Raw genomic sequence first — 14,374 nt, forward strand, 5'->3', positions numbered from 1 at the left:
GCGCCGACCGTCCTGGCCCCGGTGCCGCAGGGGGTCCTGCCGGTGCCGCCGCCCGCCCCGGCCGCTCCGCCCGCGCCGCCGCGCCGGGAGGAACCGGCCCGCCCGGCCGTCAACGGCGGTGGTGGCGGTGGCCAGCAGCAGTGGCCGATCGGCCCGATGGCCGGGGAGCCGCCGCTGACGCTGTTCCGCGGCAAGGAGCTGCGCGAGCTGCCCGCGGGAAGCGAGCTGGACCGCTTCGGCGGCCCGAACGGCAACCTGACGTACGCGGCGGGCACGCCGTTCGCCGAGCGGTCGCTGGTGCCGGAGTGGGTCAACCGCCCGTACCACGTCTACCGGGTGCAGCGGCCGCTGGAGACGCTGGCCGGCGTCGCGATCCCGTGGTTCAACCAGCCGGGCGGCGGGTCGGCGTACCTGTTGCCGGCGTCGATCGAGGAGCTGGTGGCCGAGGGCGATCTGATCGAGCTCGACCCGGGTGAACCCCCGATCGACTGAATTTCCGCGAAGGCCCCGGCGCTGCCGGGGCCTTCGCCGGTTCAGCGGACGACGAGCCCGTGCGCGGCGGCGAAGGCGATCGCCGTTTCGACGTCGACCTCCGCGCCCCTCAGGTCGGCCTGGACCAGGGCGTTCGCGTCGAGCCGCGCGCCACGCAGGTCGGCGCCCTCGAACTTCGCGCCGTGGAGGCGAGCGCCGGTCAGGTCGCTGCCGCGCAGGTCGGCGCCGGAGAGATCGGCCTCCATCAGGTTGGCCTCCCGCAGCCGCAGGCCCGACAGCCCGAGCTTGCGCAGCCGCGCCTTCGCCAGCGACGCGAGGGAGAGATCGCACTCGGTGAGCGCGATCCCGGAGAGCCCGCTCTCGGTGAACGACGAGCCCAGCAGCGAGCACGCCGTCCAGCGGCTCTCGGCGAGCACCGTCCGGTCGAAGGTGCAGGAGCGGAACGCGGACGCGTCGTGCCGGGACCGTGACAGGTCGGCCCGGGTGAACACGCAGTCGTCGAACGTGCAGCCGCGCGTCCGCAGCCCGCTCAGGTCCGCGCCGGTGAAGTCGCAGCCGGTGAACCGCCGCTTTTCCCACCACTGCCCGGACAGCACCGCTTCGCGGTAGTCCTCCCCCGTCTCCAGCACGGCCCCAGGGTGCCACACCGGCGGTCAGGGCTTCGCACCCTGGACGTAGTTCATCGCCTCGACGTACTCGGGCAGGCCGTCGGGCGAGTCGAACGCCATCACCGCGGCGTCGCCGATGCGCACCTCGGCGTGCCCGATCTTCCCGTCCTCGCCGACGACCCGCCCGAGTTCTTCGGCGTCGAAGGCGGCCTTCAGGAAGTCGAGCAAGCCGGCGTGTCGTGCTTGTGACCGCTGCATACTGGTCCCATGGGAGTTCCGCTGCGGCCGGTGGCGGCGCGGTCGGTGTACCGCGAAGTGGCGCCGCCACCCGCGCTCGCGGACGTCCTCGCCTGCGGCTGGCACGGGCGCACCGGCTGGGCGCGGCCGTTGCGCGTGCTGCCCGACGGGTGCGCGGACCTCGTCTGGGACGGCGCCGCGCTCACGGTCGTCGTCACCGTCGGGGCGCCGCTGCGGCTGTGGGTCCCGGCGTCGTCGTCGCGGGTCGGCGTGCGGCTGCGGTGCGGGGCCGCGGCCGCTGTGCTCGGCACGGCCATGCCGGAGCTGCCCGCGGGCTCGACATCCTTGCGCGACCTCTGGGGCCCGGATGTCCGCCGAGCCGAAGAAATCCTTGCTGCGTCACGAGATCCGCGGATTCAGCGGGGTGTTCTCGAACGGCTCGTCGCCCGGCGGAGGGCGGCACCGGACCGGCGGGTGCTCGCCGCGGTCCGCGCGCTGGGCGTGACATCCCGGACCGCGGAGGTCGCCGACGCGCTCGGCGTCAGCGAGCGCGCGCTGCGGCGGCACTTCGTCCATTCCGTCGGGGCCGGGCCGAAGCACCTGCAGCGCGTCCGGCGGTTCCAGGGGTTCCTGCGGCGGCTCGACGCTCTCGCCGCGCACCGGACGTCGCTGGCCCGGGTCGCCGCCGACCTCGGGTACGCCGACCAGTCCCACCTCGGCCGCGAGTGCCGGCGGCTCTCCGGCTCTTCGCCCGCCGCTCTGGTGCGGGTGGCCGAAAAGTTCCAGACGGTGGCCGCGGCGCCGGGCCACGATCGCGGGCATGACCTTCCACGTCACGATCCCGGTGCGCTGTGACGACATCGACGTCAACGGCCACGTCCGCGGCCCGGCCTACCTCGCCTACGCCGACCACGCGCGCTGGGCGTGCCTCCAGGCCGCCGGCATCGACCCGGCCGGGCTGACCGCGCGCCGGATCGGGCCGGTCAACCTGGAGACGACCGTGCGGTTCCACCGCGAGCTGCCGCCGTACGGCGAAGTCGACGTCAGCTGCGAATTCCGGTGGGGCAACGGGAAAACCTCCCGGGTGGCCCAGGAGTTCCACGCGCCGGACGGCACGCTCGTCGCGGAAGTCGCGAGCGTGTCCGGCCTGCTCGACCTCGATCGCCGGCGTCTGCTGGCCGACCCCGGCTCGTACTGGCGGGAACTGGCCGTGCACCCGGAACTGCTGGGGCTGGCACCGAAAACCGGATGATCTTGCCCGGCCCGGCCACTACCGTGGCGGGGATGCCGGACCACGACTACGTCGATCCCTTCCTCGCCTCGCTCTACGACGCGCTGAACCCGCGCGAGACAAGCGGTGACTTCGCGTTCTACCTGCCGATGATCATGGCCGCGGAGTCCGTGCTGGACGTCGGCTGCGGCACCGGTTCGCTGCTGCACTGGGCGCGCGAGTCCGGCCACACCGGACGGCTCGTCGGCCTCGACCCCGCCGAAGGCATGCTCATCCAGGCCCGCCGCCGGGCCGACATCGAGTGGGTGCACGGCGATTTGTCGACCGCGTCCTGGGACGGGGAGTTCGACTTCGCCGTGATGAGCGGACACGCGTTCCAGGTGCTGCTGACCGAGGACGAGCTGCGGACGGCGTTCTCGGCGATCCACCGCGCGCTGAAGCCGGGCGGCCGGTTCGGCTTCGAGACGCGCAACCCGGCCGCCCGCGGCTGGGAGCGCTGGACGCCTTCGCACGTCTGGAAGGCCGGGGACGTCCGCTCGTGGAACGACGCCGGGCCGTTCGAGAACGGGTACGTCAGCTTCAAGACCACCTACGAGAGCCCGAACTGGGACGCGCCGAAGTACAGCGAGAGCACGCTGCGCTTCCTCGACGTCCCTTCGCTGAACGCGTTCGTCGAGGAGGCCGGGCTGGTCGTCGACGAGCAGTACGGCGACTGGGACCGCACACCGGTGACCGGCCCGAGCCCGGAGATCATCACGGTCGTCCGGCGCCCCTCACCGGAAGTCCCGTGACTTCGCCTTGATGCGCATCGGCAGCGGCTCGACGCGGTGGGCGAGGACGCTGACCACGCCGTCGGCCTTCTCCACCACCCCGCGGATCAGCAGCGCCGGGCTGCCGCGCGCGACGCGGTGGTAGCGCTGCCAGAGGCCGAGCGTGCAGATCACGTTGACCATCCCCGTTTCGTCCTCGATGTTGAGGAAGGTGACGCCGCCCGCCGTCGCGGGGCGCTGCCGATGCGTGACCGCGCCGCCGATCAGCACCCGGGCGCCGTCTTCGAGGTCCGCCAGGCCGCTCGCCGGGACAACGCCGAGCTCGTCGAGGCGATCGCGGATGAACTCGGTCGGGTAGCTGTCCGGCGACACCCCGGTGGCCCAGACGTCCGCCGCCGCGACGTCGAGCCCGTCCATCCCCGGCAGCACCGGGGCCGCGGCGCCGAGCAGGCCGGGCAGCCGGTCCGGGCGTTCGCCGGCGACGGCGCCCGCGGTCCACAGCGCCTGGCGGCGATCCCCGCCGAAGCCGGCGAACGCGCCCGCGGTGGCCAGCGCCTCGATCTGCGGCGTGGTCAGCCGCACGCGGCGGGCGACGTCGGCCATGTCGCGGTACTCGCCGTTTTCCGCGCGCTCGGCGACGATCCGCTTCGCCAGGTCCTCGCCGATCTTGCGGACGGTGCTCAGCCCGGTGCGCACGTCGTGGAACTTCCCGGTGCCCGCCTCCAGGGTGGCGTGCGGCAGGCTGCGGTTGATGTCCGGGCCGTGCACGGTGACGTCGTGGCGCCGCGCGTCGGCGACCAGCGACTGCGGCGAGTAGAAGCCCATCGGCTGGGCGCGCAGCAGGCCGGCCAGGAACGCGTCCGGGTGGTAGAGCTTGAAGTAGGCGCTGGAAAAGACGAGGTGCGCGAAGCTCAGCGCGTGGCTCTCCGGAAAGCCGAAGTTCGCGAACGCCTTGAGCTTCGAGAAGATCTTCTCGGCGAGCTCGTCTTCGACGCCGTTCGCGGCCGCGCCCGCGAGGAACCGCTGCCGCAGCCTGTCCATCTTCCGGTCCGAGCGCTTCGACCCCATCGCGTGCCGCAACTGGTCGGCCTCCGCCGCGGTGAAGTTCGCGACGTCCAGCGCGATCTGCATCATCTGTTCCTGGAACAGCGGCACGCCTTTGGTCTTGTGCAGGGCCTTTTCCAGCAGGTGGTGGTCGTACGTCCACTTCTCGCGGCCCTGCTTGCGGCGGATGTACGGGTGCACCGAGCCGCCCTGGATCGGCCCGGGCCGGATCAGCGCGACTTCGACGGCGAGGTCGTAGAACTCGCGGGGCTGCAACCGCGGCAGCGTCGCCAGCTGGGCGCGGCTCTCCACCTGGAAGACGCCGATCGCGTCGGCGCGGCAGAGCATGTCGTAGACCTTCTCGTCGGCGAGGTCCAGCTCGGCGAGGTCGACCTTCTCGCCCTTGTGCTCCTCGACGAGGTCGATCATGTAGTGCAGCGCGGACAGCATGCCGAGGCCGAGCAGGTCGAACTTGACCAGCCCCGCGGCCGCGCAGTCTTCCTTCTCCCATTGGATGACGCTGCGGTTCTCCATCCGCGCCCATTCGACCGGGACGACCTGGCTCACCGGCTCGGCGCACATGACCATGCCGCCGGAGTGGATGCCCAGGTGCCGCGGGAAGTCCTCCAGGGCGAAGGCGAGCTGCACGACCTCGTCCGGGATGTCGTGGTCGTGGTCCTTTTCGGTGCTCTGCAGCGAACCCCAGCGGTCGATCTGCTTGCTCCAGGCGTCCTGCTGCCCGGGTGAGTAGCCCAGGGCCCGGGCGGCGTCGCGGACGGCGGACCGGGCGCGGTAGGTGATCACGTTCGCGACCTGGGCGGTTCGGAGCCGGCCGTGCTTGCGGAAGACGTACTGGATGGCCTCCTCGCGGCGGTCGGACTCGATGTCGAGGTCGATGTCGGGGTAGCCGTCCCGGTCCGGGGCGAGGAAGCGCTCGAAGAGGAGTTCGTAGGCGACGGAGTCGACCTTGGTGATGCCGAGCGCGTAGCAGACGGCCGAGTTCGCGGCCGAGCCGCGGCCCTGGCAGAGGATGTCGTGGTCGTTGCAGAACCGGACGATGTCCCAGACGATCAGGAAGTAGCCGGGGAAGCCGAGCTCTTCGATGATGGCCAGCTCGTGCTCGATCTGCTGATTGGCCTTTTCCTTGTGGGGCTTGCCCTTGAAGCGCTCCTCGGCGCCTTCTCGGGTGAGTTTCCGGAGATAGGTCGTTTCGGTGTGGCCCTCGGGGACGTCGAAGGGCGGCAGTTCGGGGGCGATCAGCTTCAGCGGGAACGCGCATTCCATGCCGAGCAGGGCGCTGCGCCGGACCGCGCCGGGGTACCGCCGGAACAGGACGTCCATTTCGGCGCCGCTGCGCAGGAAGGCCGTCCCGGCGGCGGGCAGCCAGCCTTCGAGTTCGTCGATGCCCCGCCGGGCCCGGATGGCGGCGAGGGCGTCGGCGAGCGGAGCGCGTTCGGGCCGCGCGTAGTGGGCGGCGGTGGTGGCGACGGTGGGCAGGTGCAGCTCGTCGGCGAGCTGGGTCAGGAGGTCATTGTGGGTGCTGTCCAGGGGCTGGCGGTGGTCGGTGAGCTCGACGTAGACGTTGTCGCGCCCGAAGCGGTCGACGAGTTCCTCGAGCTTTTCGGCGGCGGCCGCCGGGCCGTGCGTGACGAGGGCCGAGCGCACCGCGCCTTTGCGGCAGCCCGTCAGCACCACGCACTGCCCGGCGACCTCCTCGGCGACCGCGCCGAGGTCGTAGACGGGCCGTCCCTTTTCGGCCCGGTGGTGGATCTGGCCGGCGGTGATGGCGCGGCAGAGGGCGCGGTAGCCCTGGTCGCCGCGGGCGAGCAGCAGGAGGTGCTCGCCTTCGGGGTCGGGCACGCCGTTCTGCGGGCCGGGCAGGCCAAAGCTGAGTTCGGTGCCGAAGACGGTGTCGACCCCGAGCTCCCGAGCGGCCTCGGCAAACCGCACGACGCCGTACATGCCGTCGTGATCGGTGAGGGCGATGGCGTCGAGCTCCAGCCGCGCGGCCTCTTCGACGAGCTCTTCGGGGTGGCTGGCGCCGTCGAGGAAGCTGAAGTTCGAGTGGCAGTGCAGCTCGGCGTAGGGCACGCGGACGGCCTCGGCGCCATCGTCGTTCCGGCGGGTGGGGAGGTCGCCGGGACGGCGGTAGCCCTCCCGGCGCCGGCCCCAGGCGGGGCTGTCGCCGTGATCGCCGGCAGGCAGCCCGCCGGCGAGGGTGCGGGCGAGATCCTTCCAGCGGACGGGCGGGTTGTTCCAGCCCATTCAGTGACCCCCGGGCTGGTCACGCCGGTCTTCGGCGGCCCGGCGGCGACGGTGCCAACTGCTGGGGTGGTTCCAGCGGGACCGGGCTTCGGCGTCGCTCATGGGGGCGCGCCGGCCGTTGTCTGGGGCGGCGTTGGGAGTCGCTTCGGGCGCTTCGGCGCGATGGTCGGCGTTGGTCGGGTGGTTCCAGCGGGAGCGGGCCTCGGCGTCGCTGCGGTTCGCGTCGGCGCGGCGGTCGGCGTTGCTCGGGTGGCTCCACCGGGAGCGGGCGTCGGCATCGCTGGCGCGGCGGTCGGCGTTCGTCGAGTGGCTCCAGCGGGAGCGAGCCTCGGCGTCGCCGATGCGGCGTGGCGGGGTCCAGTGGAGCTCGATCCCGCTGATGCGACAGCCGTTCTCCCGCGACGGGCGCGGGACCGGGAGGGCGATCACCGGGCAGACCCAGTCGTCGTCGGCGGGGGTCTGCGGGAGTTCTCCGCGGACCGTCCACCTTTCGGCCTGCTCTTCCGTTGCCGGCTCGGGAATCTCGCGCAGCCACTCGCGCTCCTCCGAGGCCCCTCGGGGTGTGGGCCCGGGCTCGGCTCGCAGCCAGTCGCGCAGCTTTCGTGCGTAGTCCTCGTCCATGCTCAGTCGTACACTCCCTCGACCGTCCACAGTGGATTTTCTGTGCCTGCGCAGTGCACCAGCACCGCTTCGGGTGGCTCCTCCCCCTCGCCGGCCAGCACCAGCTGCAGCCGCGCCCTGGGCGGACCCGGCCGCCGTCTGTCACCCGTCAAGGGCCAAGGGCCCGCCCAGCCCACGACCTCCCGGCCCGCGCCGCCCGCGATGCTGAGCCGCCGCGGCGGGGACGTCACCTGGTCGCGCGCGGTGATCCCGACGGCGCGGCCGCCGTCGTCGAAGACCTGCGCCGGGACCGGCCGGGCGAGGACCGTCGCCGGGGATGGGGACGGCAGGCGTCCCGGCCAGGTCGCGTCCGGTGGCGTCGTCCGCTCGCGGGGGTCGCCCCACGGCACCAGCCGCACTCGGCCCGCCGGGTCGCGGCCGCCGTCGAGCACCGGGGTGAGGACGCCTTCGGGGCCGAGCAGGCCCTGGACCCGCACGAACGCGCGGGCCGCTCGCTCGTCCGCCTCGTCGGTACCGCCGTTGCGCCACAGGTCGAGCTGCAGCGACCGCCCTTCGACGACCTCCTCGGGTTCCAGCCGCAGCCGCACGACGCCGGACGTCGGACGCTGCCCGGGCGCGGCGCGCAGCCAGCCTTCGAACTGCCAGCGCACGCGATCGGCGACGCCGGCGGGGGTCAGCGGTTCGGCGCACCGCCACGCCCGGCCGAGGTGTTCGCCTTCTTCGGTGACCGCGTAGATGCCGAGCCGGGTGCAGGCGAGACCGTGTGCGGCGAGGCCCGCGCAGAACCGCGCCGCGAGCCCCTTGGCGAGGAACGCCGCGACGTCGACTCGCTCGACCACGGGGTCGAACTCCTCGGCGAGGCTCAGTTCAGGCGGGGGCCGCCGACGCAGCGGCGGCCGCTCGGACCGGCCGCGCGCCAGCCGGTGCGCGAGCAGGCCACCCGCACCGAAGCGGTTGGCGACGTCACGTTCCGGCAGAGCGGCGAACGCGCCGAGCGTCTTCAGCCCGAGGCGGCGCAGCAGGTCGACGAGCTCCCCACGGTCGGCTCCGGGTTGGTCGAGTTCGGTGACCGGCAGCGTCGCGAGGAAGTCGGCAGCGTGCCCGCGTTCGACGAACTCACCGCACCGCGCGGCGAGCGTCGCGGCGAAGAGCCCATCGGCGACGCCGACCTGGCACTCGACCCCGGCCGCGGCGGCGACCTCGTCGAGAAGCCGTTCGACGAGCGCGTGTTCCCCGCCGAAGTAGCCGGCGGCACCGTCGACGGGGACGGCCACCAGGCCGGGCCGCACGACCTCGACCCCGACGACGAGCCCCTCGACCGCCTGCGCGACGGCTTCGAACAGGCGGGCGTCCCGGCCGTCGTCGGCGGCGAAGACGGCGAGCTCCGGACAGTTCGACTGGGCATCCCGCCGCCGCATCCCCCGCCGGACGCCGCTGCGCCGCGCGACGGCGTTGCAGGCGACGACCCGGTTGGCGGTGAAGACGCCGACGGGCAGGTCGGCGGCCACCCCACCAACGGCGGCGGCCGCGACGGCGGGCCAGTCCGGGCACCACAGGACGAGCATCCGGGTGGGGATGTCGGGGGTGGTGCGCTGGGCCGGGACGGTCATGCGGCCTCCCGGATCCGGCCGCCGCCCCGACGCTGGTGGCGGTGTGGCGAGCGCGCGTGGGCAAGGGGCCGGATCGCGCGTGGGCGCGGGCGCCCGGCCGGTCGGCTCTCGTGGGCGAGTGGGCGGCTCGCGTGAGCCGATCTCGCGTGATTGGGGCCGGGACTCGCGTGATGGGGGTCGTAGCTCGCGTGATTGGGGCCGGGACTCGCGTGATTGGGTGCGGATCTCGTGTGACCGGAGGGGCCACACGCGTGATCGGCGAGGCATCTCGCGTGATTGAGGGGGCAACGCTCGTGACTCAGGAGCCGACACACGTGGCTGGGGAGCCGACACAGGTGGGTGGGTGGGCGGGTGGGGTTCATGCCGTGGCCTCGTCGAGTGCAGGGCAAGACGAGGGGGCGGGGTGGGCGGTGGCGGGTGGGAGGTCGAAGGTGGCCGTCAGGGGGCGGGCGGCCGCGCCGCGGCCGTGGGACCGGACCTGCACCCGGCGCGACTCGAGGTGTCCGTACCCGACCGAGGGGCCGGACCAGGCCGCGCGGCGGCACGAGAGCTCCACGTCCGCCGCGGGCCACGCTCCCGCGGCCAGCAGGACCGCGCCGCGGTGGCGGGCTCGGGCCGACAGCCTCCGGGCCACCGCCGGCAGGACCGTCTCCGGCTGGACCGCCACCAGGTCCACGCCGTCCAGCAAGGCCGCGACCACCGCCGGGAGCTCCGCGCCCGGACGCGGGACCAGCGCCAGCCGGCGCACGTCCACGCCGTACTCGGCGGCCGCCGCCACACCCAGGGAGGGCATGCCGACCACCGCGGCCCACGAACCCGCTTCCGTGGCCGCGGCGAGGAGGGCGAGCAGCAGCGATGTGCCCCCGTGGACCGCCACCGTGCTCCCGCGCCGGAGCCCGGTGTCGGGCAGCAGCCCGGCCAGCGCCGGGACGACCGGGAGCACCCTTCCCGTCGCCCTGGCCCGCTCGGCCTGGGCCGCCACCCGGCTCGCCGTGCTGACCCCGGGCAGGGCCGCCAGCCGGGCCACCGGCGGCTCCACCACAGCGGTCACCGCACGCACCTCCCCACCACGGACTGGTGCCGGCGGCCGAGCCTCTCCCAAAAACGCGACCGACGGCACTGGTTCGCCGCGGGGAAGGCGGCGGTTTCGTGTCGAACATCTGTTCGACGTACTTCAGTCAACCGCGAACCACCCGAGGTGTCAAGTCACCCACTAGTGGGGACCTAATGCAGTTGCCCGCCCACCCGCCGATCGCTAGACAGGCGGCGTGGAGCTCACCGACGCCCGCCCCGAAGACGTCCCGGAACTGCTGGTCCTGCAACGCTGTTGCTGGGTCCAGGAGGCCGTCCTCAACGACACCCTCGACATCCCCGCGCTGCACGAAACCCTCGAAGACGTGCGCGACTGGACCAAGACCTGGTCGGTGTGGGTGCTCCGGCAGGACCACCGGCTGATCGGCGCCGTGCGCGCCCGGCTCGAGGGCGACCGCTGGGAACTCGGCAGGCTGATGGTCGCCCCGGACCTCGCCGGGCGCGGGCTGGGCCGCCGGCTGCTCGCCCACGCCGAAGCGCACGCGCCCGCCGAAGCCCGCCGGTTCGTCCTCTTCACCGGGGCGCGCAGCGCTCGCAACATCGCCATGTACCAGCGGGCCGGCTACCGGCTCACCGACGCGCCCGCCGCCGATGGCCACATCCGCGACGCGGTCTACCTGGAAAAGGACGTCACCCTCAGCGAAAAACCCGGTCCGGCCGCCTGACGCTGCGGCGTCGGCTAGATTCCCCGGTGGACTTCGGGGGGTGGCGATGACAGGACCGCTGAGACGGCCGATCCTGGCGGTCGTCGGCGTGCTGGTGGCGGTGGGAACGGCGGCCTGCGGGGTGCCCGGCGCCACGGCCGCGGCCCCGGCGCCGACGACCATCGGCGCGGAGTGGCGCTCGTTCCGCGCCGACGTCACCGGGATCCGCCCCGGCTCGGACGACCACAGCCTGTTCGTGCAGGTCGCGCTGCCCGGCAAGGACCCCGGCTGCGTCCGCGAGCCGCGGATCGAACAGGTCGTGGAGGCGAAGACCGACATCCGCGCCGACGTCGTCTACTCGACGCGCCCCGCGGCGGGCGGCTGCCAGGACAAGGTGCCCGCGGAGGTCCCGCTGACGACGGCGGACCCGATCGCGGACCGGACGGTCATCCTCAACGCCGACACCGGCAACGCCTGGCACAAGCTCGGCGCGGGCTGGGGCCACTGCGACCGCCAGGGCGCCTGCGCCCCGCCCGCCGACCACTGCGACCCCGCGTGGATCGGCGCCGCGGTGTCCGCCGCCGGCGCCGCGGGCCCGGGCACCACCCGCGCCTGCGACCCGTCGTGGCTGATCGTCGACCTCGCGGGCGCCCGCAGCGCTTTCCGCTGGAGCGACGCGGGGTGGACGTCGTTCGCGCAGGCGCACTCCGCCGGCTGCGCGGAGCTCCTGGCGGCCGCACCGAAGTTCCCGGTCGCGCTCTGCAAGGCGCTGCCCGCGCCCGCCTAGCGCGCCAGCTTCTTGACGATCTCCGCGCCGACCGCCTGCACGGCGGCGTCGGTTTCCTGCTGCGGCATCGGCGAGTTCGAGAAGAACCCCTTGTCCCAGCCGGACACCTCGAGGACGACGACGGTCGTGCCCTTCAGGACGTGCAGCTCGGAGCCGCTGAACGCGCTGTCGGTGGCCAGCCGGACCAGCAGGGCCTTGTCGCCGAGGCCGCGCACCTCCGTCGGCGGGATCGGCGGCGCCTTCGGCGTGAACAGGTCGTTCGCCTGCTCGCGCGCGCTCTCCCCGGAGTACCGGGTGATCTGGACGTGCATGGTGGCGTCGCGGACGTTCTCGTCCGGCCCCGGCTTCCAGCTGCAGCCCTGCTGCTTGATGCCCGGCAGGTCCTCGGTGCCCTGACCGGCCAGGACGAAGCTCGGGAAGCCCGCCTTCTCCAGCACCGGCGCCGGGACCTGGCACTCGGCGGGCACCGGCGACGACGACGGCGCCGCGCCGGTGCTCGCGTAGTAGTCGCTCGCCACGATGCTCAGCGGGATGCCCGCGCCGAGCAGCACGACGACGCCGCCGATGATGCCGAAGACCAGCCCCGTCCGCTTCTTCTTCGGCGGCGGCACCGGCGCCCCGTACCCCGCGAGCGGGTAGCCAGGCGGGTAGCCCTGCGGTGGATAGCCCTGCGGGGGCGGGTACCCGGGCTGCTGCGGGTACCCGGGCTGCTGCTGCGGATAGCCCGGGTACCCCTGCTGACCGTGGCCGTACGGCGGTTGCTGCATCGAGCCCTCCCTCTCGAAGCGCGGGGGTCAGTGCGCGAAGTGGCGCGTCCCCGTCAGGTACATCGTGACGCCCGCCTTTTCCGCGGCCGCGATGACTTCGGCGTCGCGGACCGAGCCGCCGGGCTGCACGATCGCGCGGACACCCGCCTCGACCAGCACCTCCAGGCCGTCCGGGAACGGGAAGAACGCGTCCGACGCGCCGACCGAGCCCTTGGCCCGATCGCCGGCCCGCGAGACCGCCAGCCGCGACGAGTCGACCCGGTTGACCTGGCCCATGCCGACGCCGACGGTCGCGCCGTCGGCGGCCAGCAGGATCGCGTTGGACTTGACCGCGCGCAGCGAACGCCACGCGAACTCGAGGTCGCGCAGGGTCTGCTCGTCGGCCGCGGTGCCGGTGGCGAGCGTCCAGTTCGCCGGGTCGTCGCCGTCGGCGTCGATCGCGTCGGCCGTCTGCAGCAGGACGCCGCCGGAGATCGGGCGGAACTCGACCGGGAACGCCGGGGCCGCCGGCAGCTTCAGCAGGCGGATGTTCTTCTTGCGCTGCAGGATTTCCAGGGCTTCGGCGTCGAAGTCGGGGGCCAGCACGACCTCGGTGAAGACCTCGGCGATCTGCTCGGCGGCCTCGCGGCTGACCGGCCGGTTCGTCGCGATGACGCCGCCGTAGGCCGAGACCGGGTCGCAGGCGTGGGCCTTGCGGTGCGCCTCGGCGATGTCCGCGCCGATCGCGATGCCGCACGGGTTGGCGTGCTTGATGATCGCGACGGCGGGCTCGGCGAAGTCGTACGCGGCGCGGCGGGCGGCGTCGGTGTCGACGTAGTTGTTGTAGGACATGGCCTTGCCGTGCAGCTGCTCGGCGTGCGCCAGGCCCGGGTTCTGGCTCTTGTAGAGCGCGGCCTTCTGGTGCGGGTTCTCGCCGTAGCGCAGGACGTCGGCGCGTTCCCAGGTGGCGCCGAGGAAGTCCGGGAAGCCGGCGTCGTCCGCGGGCGCGTACGCGCTGGCGAACCACGAAGCGACAGCCGTGTCGTACGCCGCCGTGTGCGCGTACGCCCGGGCCGCGAGGCGCTTGCGGTCTTCGAACTCGAAGCCGCCGTCGGCGACGCGCTCGAGCACCCAGCTGTAGCTCGCCGGGTCGACGACGACCGCGACGCTGCCGTGGTTCTTCGCCGCCGCGCGGACCATCGCCGGGCCGCCGATGTCGATGTTCTCGACGCAGTCCTCGGGGCTCGCGCCGGACGCGACCGTCTGCGCGAACGGGTACAGGTTCACCACCAGCAGGTCGAACGCCGCGATGTCCAGCTTCCGCAGCTGCTCGACGTGGTCGGGGTTGCCCTGGTCGGCCAGGAGCCCGGCGTGCACGTTCGGGTGCAGCGTCTTGACGCGGCCGTCCAGCGACTCCGGGAAGCCGGTGACCTGCTCGACCGGCGTGACCGGGACACCGGCGTCGGCGATGGCCTTCGCCGTCCCGCCGGTGGAGACGATCTCGACGCCGGCCGCGTGCAGGCCGGTCGCGAGGTCCAGGAGGCCCGCCTTGTCCGAGACGCCGATCAGCGCCCGGCGGACCGGGCGCCGTCCCAGGTCAGTGCTCACGAAATGTCACCTTTCGTCCGTCCACGGTGCAGCCACCGCGGCCGAGTCGCTCGATCGTTTCCACCAGCAGCCTGCGTTCGACGGCCTTGATCCGTTCGTGCAGGACGTCTTCGTCGTCGTCGTGCTCCACGACGACCGCTTCCTGGGCGATGATCGGCCCGGTGTCGACCCCGGCGTCCGCGAAGTGCACGGTCGAGCCGGTGACCTTGACGCCGGCTTCGAGGGCGTCGCGGACCGCGTGCATCCCGGGGAAGGACGGGAGCAGCGCGGGGTGCGTGTTGATCACCGTGAAGCGGCCGAGAAACTGCTCGCCGAGGATCTTCATGAACCCGGCCGAGACCACGAGGTCGGGCCGGTACGCCGCGACGGCCTCGGTCAGCGCCTTGTCCCACGCGGCGCGGTCGGGGTGGTCGGCGACGCGGACGGTGAAGGACGGGATGCTCAGGCGCTCGGCGCGGGTGAGGGCTTCGATGCCGGTGCGGTCGGCGCCGACGGCGACGACCTTGGCCGGGAAGCCGGACCGGCCGGTGGCGTCCAGCACCGCCTGCAGGAGGGTGCCGGAGCCCGACGCGAGCACGACGAGCTTCACCGGGGTGGGCAGCTCCAACCGTTGAGACAG

Annotated in this window: 15 protein-coding genes; 6 read left to right on the forward strand and 9 right to left on the reverse strand. The window is 73.4% G+C overall.

Annotated elements, in window-relative coordinates; translation table 11 throughout:
• Nucleotides 1-492: TNT domain-containing protein (locus ACWEVN_RS15570; RefSeq protein WP_452051682.1), on the forward strand; the 492-nt coding region annotated here is incomplete at its 5' end.
• Nucleotides 493-533: 41 nt separating this feature from the next.
• On the opposite strand, the gene ACWEVN_RS15575 is transcribed toward ACWEVN_RS15570, so the two are convergent.
• Together ACWEVN_RS15575 and ACWEVN_RS15580 are read right to left on the reverse strand one after the other, a co-directional pair.
• Complete coding sequence (locus ACWEVN_RS15575) at nt 534-1,121, reverse strand: pentapeptide repeat-containing protein (protein ID WP_449685108.1); 588 nt, start codon at nt 1,119-1,121, stop codon at nt 534-536.
• A gap of 24 nt (nt 1,122-1,145) precedes the next feature.
• Nucleotides 1,146-1,328 (reverse strand): hypothetical protein, encoded by a 183-nt coding sequence (locus ACWEVN_RS15580; RefSeq protein ID WP_452051683.1) that lies wholly within the window; start codon nt 1,326-1,328, stop codon nt 1,146-1,148.
• A gap of 39 nt (nt 1,329-1,367) precedes the next feature.
• On the opposite strand from ACWEVN_RS15580, the gene ACWEVN_RS15585 reads away from it, so the two are divergent.
• The 3 genes from ACWEVN_RS15585 to ACWEVN_RS15595 are packed head-to-tail and all read left to right on the forward strand — an operon-like array spanning nt 1,368 to nt 3,359.
• Nucleotides 1,368-2,192 carry a helix-turn-helix domain-containing protein gene (locus ACWEVN_RS15585; RefSeq protein WP_452051684.1) on the forward strand — a complete coding sequence of 275 codons (825 nt, stop codon included), beginning with the start codon at nt 1,368-1,370 and terminating at the stop codon, nt 2,190-2,192.
• Nucleotides 2,158-2,589, forward strand: coding sequence for an acyl-CoA thioesterase (locus ACWEVN_RS15590; RefSeq protein WP_449677455.1), 432 nt, complete (start codon nt 2,158-2,160; stop codon nt 2,587-2,589). The genes ACWEVN_RS15585 and ACWEVN_RS15590 overlap by 35 nt, the downstream gene beginning before the upstream one ends.
• Nucleotides 2,590-2,621: 32 nt before the next feature.
• On the forward strand, nt 2,622-3,359 hold the full coding sequence (locus ACWEVN_RS15595) for a class I SAM-dependent methyltransferase (RefSeq protein ID WP_452051685.1): 738 nt from the start codon (nt 2,622-2,624) through the stop codon (nt 3,357-3,359).
• Here ACWEVN_RS15595 and ACWEVN_RS15600 read toward each other — a convergent pair.
• The 4 genes from ACWEVN_RS15600 to ACWEVN_RS15615 form a co-directional block, all read right to left on the reverse strand.
• A complete protein-coding gene (locus ACWEVN_RS15600; protein WP_452051686.1) occupies nt 3,342-6,647 on the reverse strand; it encodes an error-prone DNA polymerase in 3,306 nt (1,101 codons plus the stop codon). The two genes, ACWEVN_RS15595 and ACWEVN_RS15600, sit on opposite strands and share 18 nt — an antisense overlap.
• Nucleotides 6,648-7,268 carry a hypothetical protein gene (locus ACWEVN_RS15605; RefSeq protein WP_452051687.1) on the reverse strand — a complete coding sequence of 207 codons (621 nt, stop codon included), beginning with the start codon at nt 7,266-7,268 and terminating at the stop codon, nt 6,648-6,650.
• A gap of 2 nt (nt 7,269-7,270) precedes the next feature.
• Nucleotides 7,271-8,878 carry a DNA polymerase Y family protein gene (locus ACWEVN_RS15610; protein WP_452051688.1) on the reverse strand — a complete coding sequence of 536 codons (1,608 nt, stop codon included), beginning with the start codon at nt 8,876-8,878 and terminating at the stop codon, nt 7,271-7,273.
• Between the two features lie 358 nt (nt 8,879-9,236).
• Nucleotides 9,237-9,929: a hypothetical protein gene (locus ACWEVN_RS15615; protein WP_452051689.1), complete on the reverse strand. Its 693-nt coding sequence runs from the start codon at nt 9,927-9,929 to the stop codon at nt 9,237-9,239.
• A 217-nt stretch (nt 9,930-10,146) separates the two neighbouring features.
• Here ACWEVN_RS15615 and ACWEVN_RS15620 point away from each other — a divergent pair, with 217 nt between their 5' ends.
• Together ACWEVN_RS15620 and ACWEVN_RS15625 are read left to right on the forward strand one after the other, a co-directional pair.
• Complete coding sequence (locus ACWEVN_RS15620) at nt 10,147-10,635, forward strand: GNAT family N-acetyltransferase (RefSeq protein WP_449685117.1); 489 nt, start codon at nt 10,147-10,149, stop codon at nt 10,633-10,635.
• A gap of 46 nt (nt 10,636-10,681) precedes the next feature.
• Nucleotides 10,682-11,401 (forward strand): hypothetical protein, encoded by a 720-nt coding sequence (locus ACWEVN_RS15625; RefSeq protein ID WP_452051690.1) that lies wholly within the window; start codon nt 10,682-10,684, stop codon nt 11,399-11,401.
• On the opposite strand, the gene ACWEVN_RS15630 is transcribed toward ACWEVN_RS15625, so the two are convergent.
• From ACWEVN_RS15630 to purN, 3 genes are read right to left on the reverse strand one after another with little or no spacing between them, the layout of a single operon-like run.
• Nucleotides 11,398-12,168 carry a hypothetical protein gene (locus ACWEVN_RS15630; protein ID WP_449685119.1) on the reverse strand — a complete coding sequence of 257 codons (771 nt, stop codon included), beginning with the start codon at nt 12,166-12,168 and terminating at the stop codon, nt 11,398-11,400. The two genes, ACWEVN_RS15625 and ACWEVN_RS15630, sit on opposite strands and share 4 nt — an antisense overlap.
• 27 nt (nt 12,169-12,195) lie before the next feature.
• Entirely contained in the window at nt 12,196-13,755 is a 1,560-nt protein-coding gene (purH, locus tag ACWEVN_RS15635; protein ID WP_452051691.1) for a bifunctional phosphoribosylaminoimidazolecarboxamide formyltransferase/IMP cyclohydrolase, read from the reverse strand.
• Nucleotides 13,745-14,362, reverse strand: a complete 618-nt coding sequence (purN, locus tag ACWEVN_RS15640; RefSeq protein ID WP_310967530.1) for a phosphoribosylglycinamide formyltransferase — start codon at nt 14,360-14,362, stop codon at nt 13,745-13,747. The genes purH and purN overlap by 11 nt, the downstream gene beginning before the upstream one ends.
• Between the last annotated feature and the right edge of the window lie 12 nt (nt 14,363-14,374).

It is taken from the genome of Amycolatopsis sp. NPDC003861, assembly GCF_053605405.1.

What these genes read in the sequence shown, in the direction of transcription:
- ACWEVN_RS15600 (WP_452051686.1), bottom strand. Translation starts at nt 6,647, where the DNA reads ATGGGCTGGAACAACCCGCCCGTCCGCTGGAAGGATCTCGCCCGCACC.
- ACWEVN_RS15630 (WP_449685119.1), bottom strand. Translation starts at nt 12,168, where the DNA reads ATGCAGCAACCGCCGTACGGCCACGGTCAGCAGGGGTACCCGGGCTAT.
- ACWEVN_RS15590 (WP_449677455.1), top strand. Translation starts at nt 2,158, where the DNA reads ATGACCTTCCACGTCACGATCCCGGTGCGCTGTGACGACATCGACGTC.
- ACWEVN_RS15610 (WP_452051688.1), bottom strand. Translation starts at nt 8,878, where the DNA reads ATGACCGTCCCGGCCCAGCGCACCACCCCCGACATCCCCACCCGGATG.
- ACWEVN_RS15595 (WP_452051685.1), top strand. Translation starts at nt 2,622, where the DNA reads ATGCCGGACCACGACTACGTCGATCCCTTCCTCGCCTCGCTCTACGAC.
- ACWEVN_RS15585 (WP_452051684.1), top strand. Translation starts at nt 1,368, where the DNA reads ATGGGAGTTCCGCTGCGGCCGGTGGCGGCGCGGTCGGTGTACCGCGAA.
- ACWEVN_RS15625 (WP_452051690.1), top strand. Translation starts at nt 10,682, where the DNA reads ATGACAGGACCGCTGAGACGGCCGATCCTGGCGGTCGTCGGCGTGCTG.
- ACWEVN_RS15605 (WP_452051687.1), bottom strand. Translation starts at nt 7,268, where the DNA reads ATGGACGAGGACTACGCACGAAAGCTGCGCGACTGGCTGCGAGCCGAG.